The following is a 6,686-nucleotide window of genomic DNA, read 5'->3' as shown; positions in this document are numbered from 1 at the left end:
TGCGCCACTCATAATTGTTTTGACATCAGCAAAATCTAAGTTGATAGTTCCAGACTTAGTAACTAATTCAGCAATAGATTGTATCCCCTGCCTTAACACATCATCTGCCATCTTAAAAGCATCATCAGTAGTTAATTCCATATCACTTATTTGTAATAATCTATCATTAGGGATGATAATTAGGGAGTCCACTCTATCACGTAATTGAGCAATTCCATCTTCAGCGGCTTTTTTCCTTTTATGCCCTTCAAACCCAAAAGGTTTGGTTACCACTGCAATGGTTAAAGCTCCTGTTTCTTTAGCAATTTCAGCTACAATAGGACAAGCGCCTGTTCCAGTTCCACCACCCATACCTGCCGCAACAAATACCATATCAGCGCCGCGTAAACATTCATAGAGTTGGTCTCGACTTTCTTCTGCAGAATCTTTTCCTAAATCAGAACTTCCACCAACGCCCAAGCCTCGGGTTAATTTTTCTCCAATTGATATTCTCGTTGGAACTTCTAACCCCATAAGATGTTGTGCATCTGTGTTAACACAAATATATTCTATGCCATCAAGTTCTTCTCTATACATCCTATTAACAGCATTAGAACCTCCTCCACCAACACCTATAACTTTGACAGTAGCTCGTCCAATCCGTTTATTATTTACATTTAAATCCATTTCATTTTCTAACATAAATACCTCCTAAAATTTTGGTGAAATAAATTGAGTTAACCAGCTCAACCATTTCCTTCCTTTACTAAAAGTTTTTTTCTTCTGAGGTTGGTGACCTCCATAGCTTACTTGTTCAACAGGATGATTAATTCCCCATAAGAGAATACCTACACTCGTTGAATAAGTCGGACTTTTTAATGTTTCAGGCAAACCTAATATATCTCTTGGTGCAGCTATACGAACATTACCTGGAATATATTCATGAGTTAACTCTTCCCAACCAAGTAGATTTGCCCCACCTCCAGTGAATACAATCCCACCAGCTGGCATAGTATCTAAACCAGCTTCATTTATTTTTAATAATACGAATCTTAATAATTCAGAAGCTCGGTCATTGAGTAAACGACAAATGTCACCTTTAGTAATTATTTTTTTATCGTCTAAACCATTTACTGAAACTTCAATTTGTTCGTTAAAATCGATATCACTACTTTCAGGAACTGCCATTGTTCTTCCATAATTAATTTTTAGTTCTTCAGCGGTTTCATACGGTATACCTAACGTTACAGCTATATCATTAGTAAAATTAAAGCCCCCTACAGGAATCACTGCGGTATATACCATTTTCCCATTTTTAAAAAATGCAAGATCACTTGTACCGCCACCAATATCAACTAATATCGTTCCTATTTCTCTTTCTTCCGCACTTAAAACCGATTCCGCACTAGCTAATGGTTCCAAAACCATTCCACCCATCTTTAAACCTGTATTTTCCACAGATTGAACAATATTATCTAATGAGGTTATTTCTCCTACTACTGAGTGGGTTTTTACTGATAAAGATGTGCCTTTTAATCCACTAGGATTTCTTATACCGGATGTACCGTCTAGAGCGTAACTTATTGGTATTACATGTAATAATTCCTGTCCATTATCTACTTTAGGGCGTGAATTATCGACAGCAGCATCCATATCTTTTATAGTAACAACTTTTTCAGATTTCCCATCCATAATAGATGATTTACCCGTCGTCGTTACACTAACTATATGACTACCAGTTACCCCAATACATACTGGAGGGATCTCTATATCTAAATTTAATGTAGCTTCAGCTATTGATTCCCGTACGGCAGATGTCATAGCTTCTATATCAACAACAAGTCCTTTTTTCATACCTTTTGATTTAGATTTCCCAGCACCAATGATTTCAACTTCACCGGTGGCTAATATTTGTGCAACAAGAGTGCAAACTTTCGTTGTTCCAACATCTATTGAGACATATGCATTTCCTACAGATGCGACTTTTCCTAAATCTAATTCCTTAGATAAACGACCTACTATATCTTGATCTAGTTTTTCATCTAACATACTCATATTTCAATCCTAATCGTTACTTATTTTAAGTTGAACCCATTTATTTATTAGATTGAGGAGAACCATCAACATGAGGGTTTTGACCAACTTTTTTATTTAATTTAGCTCCAAAATATTCAATTATTAAAAATTTTGCGCCGGAGGCGCTGATATACATCAACAGCCCCCCTCAACCTCAATATTTAACCTAGTAGCACAAGGTTTATAAAACCACACAAGCTCGTAAACGAGCACTCCTTACACGAGGATTCCCCTCTATTTCTTCCTCGCTTGGTTTAATTATCTTTTTGTTAATTAACTCGATTCTTTTGGTATGATTACACTGGCAAACCAAGACAGTCGTTGGACATAAACAATCAGTAGACTCAGTTTTCATAAAGTTTTTTACAATTCTATCTTCGAGTGAATGATATGCAATAACTACTATCTTTGTACCTTTAGTTAAGAAACTCATGAGAGAAGATAAAGTATATTCTAAATTTTCCATTTCATTATTTACTGCGATTCGTAAACTTTGAAATGTTTTCGTAGCCGGGTTTATTTTTCTACCTCTTCGGGGTACTGCCATCTGAACAATCTCGGTTAGATGTTTGGCAGTGAGTATTGGTCGAGCTTTTATAATGGCTCTACTTATTCGGTTAGCGTTTGGGTCCTCACCATATTTATAAATAAGTGAAGAGAGTTCTTTATATTCAAGATTATTTACTAATTGAAGAGCAGTTGTTACTTGTTGGGAATGAAATCTCATATCTAAAGATTTATCTTTAAAACTAAAGCCTTTATCCGCTGAGTCTAATTGCCAAGAAGAAATACCTAAATCAAAAAGAATGCCAGAGATAGGAGAAATCTGACTTTCCGAAACAGCTTGTTCTAATTTATTAAAGTTATAATTTTTCAAGCAAACTCTTCCTCTGTATTTCTTTAATCTTTCAGATGCTCTCAAAACTCCTTGATCATCAGCATCTAACCCAAGAAGGCGCCCGTTCGGTAATGTAGAATTTAATATTGCTAGAGCGTGGCCTCCGTCACCTAAAGTAGCGTCAACAAAGTTGTTATTTGATCTTGGTTCCAAGATCGTTAGCACCTCTTCAAGAAGTGCTGGTTTGTGATAGGAGAGACTGTCGATTGATGCAACCATTTTCCAATGTAGCCTTAGACGAACGAGCGACCCTTGGTATAAGCCACAGCTCCTTATATTTTTTTACCAACGAATGAAAATTACCATTTTACAAGAAGCTTGTCAAGAATATTTAGTAAATTTTAGATATTTTTCTAGGAATATGAATATTTAAATTTAAGATCATTCCTATTTTTTCTATTTTTTACTAATTTTACAAACTAATTACTGCTTAAATTCTCTTCAAACAAAACACTACTCTTTAAAAACCTATACATATTATTAATTACAAAAGTTGCAAAAGATTATTATAACTAATAAGAATAATTACCACTTATTGCTCAAGTGGCGAAAACCGCAATATATTGTGTAGTAGATAATAATAATACGTTATTTTGTGCTTACCTATTGACAATAGATCCTTTTAATGTGAGAATTAGGCTCCCGATCTATAAATATATCAGTAAAGTTTCTGCATATATTGTCCCTGGGAGCTTAAATATATATAAATATGGAGATATTAATTAAATGCTTTGTCCTCACTGCGGACATGGAGAATCGAAAGTAATAGATTCGAGAGACTCAAAAACAGCTACTCGACGTAGAAGAGAATGTTCTTTGTGCGCCCTCAGATATACTACATACGAACAAGTTCAGTCCAACGTAATAGCAATAGTAAAAAGAGATGGTAGAAGAGAAGACTTTAATAAAGAAAAACTCATGTACAGTCTAAAACTAGCATGCACAAAACGACCTCTACCTACAGGGACTTTGGATAAAATTGTATCAGAAGTTGAATCAAATATATTTAAGCGAGGAAGAAGTGAAATAGGTAGTAAAATTATTGGAGAGATTGTTGTAAAGAAATTGAAAGAAGTAGACAGGGTGGCATACATAAGATACGCAAGTGTTTATAAAGATTTCCCTGACCTTGAAACATTTAAGGAAGAACTTGAATCTGCTATCACAGATAGTTTTGAGGAAGAATCAGATGATAATTTGCAACCAACACTATTTGAGTTTAGAAATAAAGATAACAAGTAATAAAAATAATAATTATTAGGCGAAAGGCAAAAATAAATATAATAAAAAAGGCTAACAATAATCATCAAATTCCGATATATTTTTATCTATCGACCCCCTTTTATAGAATTATAACTCTAGTTTTATTTTAACCATACACTAACTACATAAGGAGTAAAATTAATAATGACAACATCTAAAATTGACCCTCAACTTTCGGATAATGCGCTTACTATATTGAAAGTGCGCTACCTAATAGGAGATGAAACGCCAAAAGGTATGTTTGAACGTGTGGCGAGTGCGGTTGCTTCAGCAGAAGAAACAGGGGATGAAAAACAATTTTGGGAAAATGAATTTTACAACTTAATGGCAAAGACTGTATTTATTCCTAATTCTCCAACACTTTTTAATGCAGGAACAGGACAAGGAACACTATCTGCATGCTTTGTTTTACCAGTTGAAGATACTATGCAGAGTATTATGGAAGCAGCTACATCTTCTGCCATGATTCAAAAATATGGAGGAGGTCTAGGTTATTCCTTTAGTAAGTTACGACCAAGAGGAAACCCAATCAAAACCACACAGGGTAAAGCGTGCGGATCTATAGCTGTGCTAAATATGTTAAGCTCCTTATCCGACATGATCACACAGGGTGGTAAACGACACGGCGCCAACATGGGTATTTTAGGAATATCTCATCCTGAAATAAAAGACTTCATCCACATGAAAGATGATGATAAAACTGCTCAAAACTTTAATATATCAATTGCAATAACTGATGATTTCATGAAAGCAGTAGAAAATGATGAAGACTGGGATCTAGTTGTTCCGCAAGATAGTGAAGCAAAAGATGCTGGTACTATTATCGAAACTGTCAAAGCCAGAGAACTTTGGCAAGATATAATCTCTTCCGCATGGAAAACAGGTGATCCAGGCTTATATTTCATTGACGAAGCAAATCGTACAAATCCTACACCCCACATCGGTAATCTTGACAGCACAAATCCTTGCGGAGAAGTTCCTTTACTTGCAAATGAAGCATGCAATCTTGGGTCAATCGATTTAGGTAAATTCATAAAAACTGATGAAAATGGTAATACTTCTTTTGATTTCCAAGAACTTGAATCTGTATCAAGAACAGCAGCTAGATTTTTAGATGATGTTGTTACAATCAATCAATTCCCTACAACCAAAGTTAAAGAAGCAGTTGATCTTACCAGAAAAACTGGCCTTGGAGTTATGGGTTGGCACGATTGTTTAATAAGATTAGGAATTGATTATGATTCCGAAGAAGCATTAACGTTAGGTTCTGATGTTATGCAATGCATTAATGAAGCTGCTAGAGATGTTTCAATTAACCTTGCAAAAGATAGAGGAGCATATCCTGGATGGCAGGTTACAGATATGGACCCCAATCCTATTAGAAATGCAACTCGAACTTGTATAGCTCCAACAGGTACAATCAGTGCTATTGCTGGTGCTAGCAGTGGAATTGAACCCATATTTGCACTTGCCTTCGTAAAGAATGTATTGGACGGAAGAACACTTACAGAAGTAAATGTTGATTTTGAACGAGTAGCTAAAGAAAGAGGATTCTATTCTGAAGAACTTATGGCAGAAGTAGCTAAAACAGGGTCTTGCCAAAATATTGATGGAATTCCAGATGACGTTAAAAAAGTGTTCAAAGTTGCTAATGAAATACCTGTTGACACTCATGTAAGAATGCAGGCAGCTTTCCAAAAGCACACTGACTTAGCTGTAAGTAAAACTATAAATATGGCAAACTCAGCAACTGAAGAAGACGTTGAAAGAGCTTATTGGTTAGCATACTGGAACAAATGTAAAGGTATTACAATTTACAGAGACGGCTCTAAATCCATGCAAGTACTGGAAGTGCAAAAAGATAAATCAAATGAGGAAGAAACTACTGAAATTACAACATCTGGTGGATTAACACCTAAGCAACGTCCGCAGACTATGCGTGGAATCACTGAAAAAATACACACAGGAAGTGGTAATACATATATAACCCTTAACTTCGACGAAGACGGTTTGCCTTTCGAAGTGTTTGCAACATTAGGTAAAGCAGGAAGTATTGATTCTGCAAATTTAGAAGCTGTTAGCAGATTAGTCTCATTAGCACTAAGATCAGGAATAGCCATGGAATCAGTTATAGACGAATTACAAGGAATAACATGTAACCCTGTTTGGGACCAAGGTGTATTGGTCCGCTCTGTCCCTGACGCTTTAGCTCATGTATTAAGAAAATACACCTCTGATACACCAAATATACCAGAGTCAAATTTAGAATCAGCAGTAGAACAATTAGGACTACCATTAAAGGCTATAGCTAATTCAGAAACTCCAGCTAGCGTCACCCCAATACCCGTAGAAGCTGTTGGGTTTTCTTGCCCAGAATGTAGTTCTCCAGTTACTTTTCAGGAAGGATGTGTAATGTGCCATTACTGTGCATGGACACAGTGTGGAGGGTAATAATCAACTAAAGTAAGAA

At 35.7% G+C, this 6,686-nt stretch carries 5 protein-coding genes; 2 read left to right on the top strand and 3 right to left on the bottom strand.

What is annotated here, in order from left to right; all coding sequences use genetic code 11:
* The 3 genes from ftsZ to rsmH form a co-directional block, all read right to left on the bottom strand.
* Positions 1-681: cell division protein FtsZ (gene ftsZ, locus FI695_06110; protein ID MQG51536.1), on the bottom strand; the 681-nt coding region annotated here is incomplete at its 3' end.
* Positions 682-690: 9 nt separating this feature from the next.
* Positions 691-2,034: a cell division protein FtsA gene (gene ftsA, locus FI695_06105; GenBank protein ID MQG51535.1), complete on the bottom strand. Its 1,344-nt coding sequence runs from the start codon at positions 2,032-2,034 to the stop codon at positions 691-693.
* A gap of 202 nt (positions 2,035-2,236) precedes the next feature.
* Complete coding sequence (gene rsmH / locus FI695_06100) at positions 2,237-3,172, bottom strand: 16S rRNA (cytosine(1402)-N(4))-methyltransferase RsmH (GenBank protein ID MQG51534.1); 936 nt, start codon at positions 3,170-3,172, stop codon at positions 2,237-2,239.
* A 507-nt stretch (positions 3,173-3,679) separates the two neighbouring features.
* Here rsmH and nrdR point away from each other — a divergent pair.
* Together nrdR and FI695_06090 are read left to right on the top strand one after the other, a co-directional pair.
* Positions 3,680-4,195 carry a transcriptional repressor NrdR gene (nrdR, locus tag FI695_06095; GenBank protein ID MQG51533.1) on the top strand — a complete coding sequence of 172 codons (516 nt, stop codon included), beginning with the start codon at positions 3,680-3,682 and terminating at the stop codon, positions 4,193-4,195.
* Between the two features lie 165 nt (positions 4,196-4,360).
* Positions 4,361-6,667, top strand: a complete 2,307-nt coding sequence (locus tag FI695_06090; protein ID MQG51532.1) for an adenosylcobalamin-dependent ribonucleoside-diphosphate reductase — start codon at positions 4,361-4,363, stop codon at positions 6,665-6,667.
* Positions 6,668-6,686: the final 19 nt, after the last annotated feature.

The organism is SAR202 cluster bacterium (assembly GCA_009392515.1).
Classification (GTDB): Bacteria; Chloroflexota; Dehalococcoidia; order Lucifugimonadales; family UBA6952; genus UBA6952.
This window is presented reverse-complemented; position numbering and strand designations above follow the sequence as displayed.

Excerpts from the sequence above, each read along its gene's own strand:
- ftsA (MQG51535.1), bottom strand. The coding sequence starts at position 2,034 with ATGAGTATGTTAGATGAAAAACTAGATCAAGATATAGTAGGTCGTTTA.
- rsmH (MQG51534.1), bottom strand. The coding sequence starts at position 3,172 with ATGGTTGCATCAATCGACAGTCTCTCCTATCACAAACCAGCACTTCTT.
- nrdR (MQG51533.1), top strand. The coding sequence starts at position 3,680 with ATGCTTTGTCCTCACTGCGGACATGGAGAATCGAAAGTAATAGATTCG.
- FI695_06090 (MQG51532.1), top strand. The coding sequence starts at position 4,361 with ATGACAACATCTAAAATTGACCCTCAACTTTCGGATAATGCGCTTACT.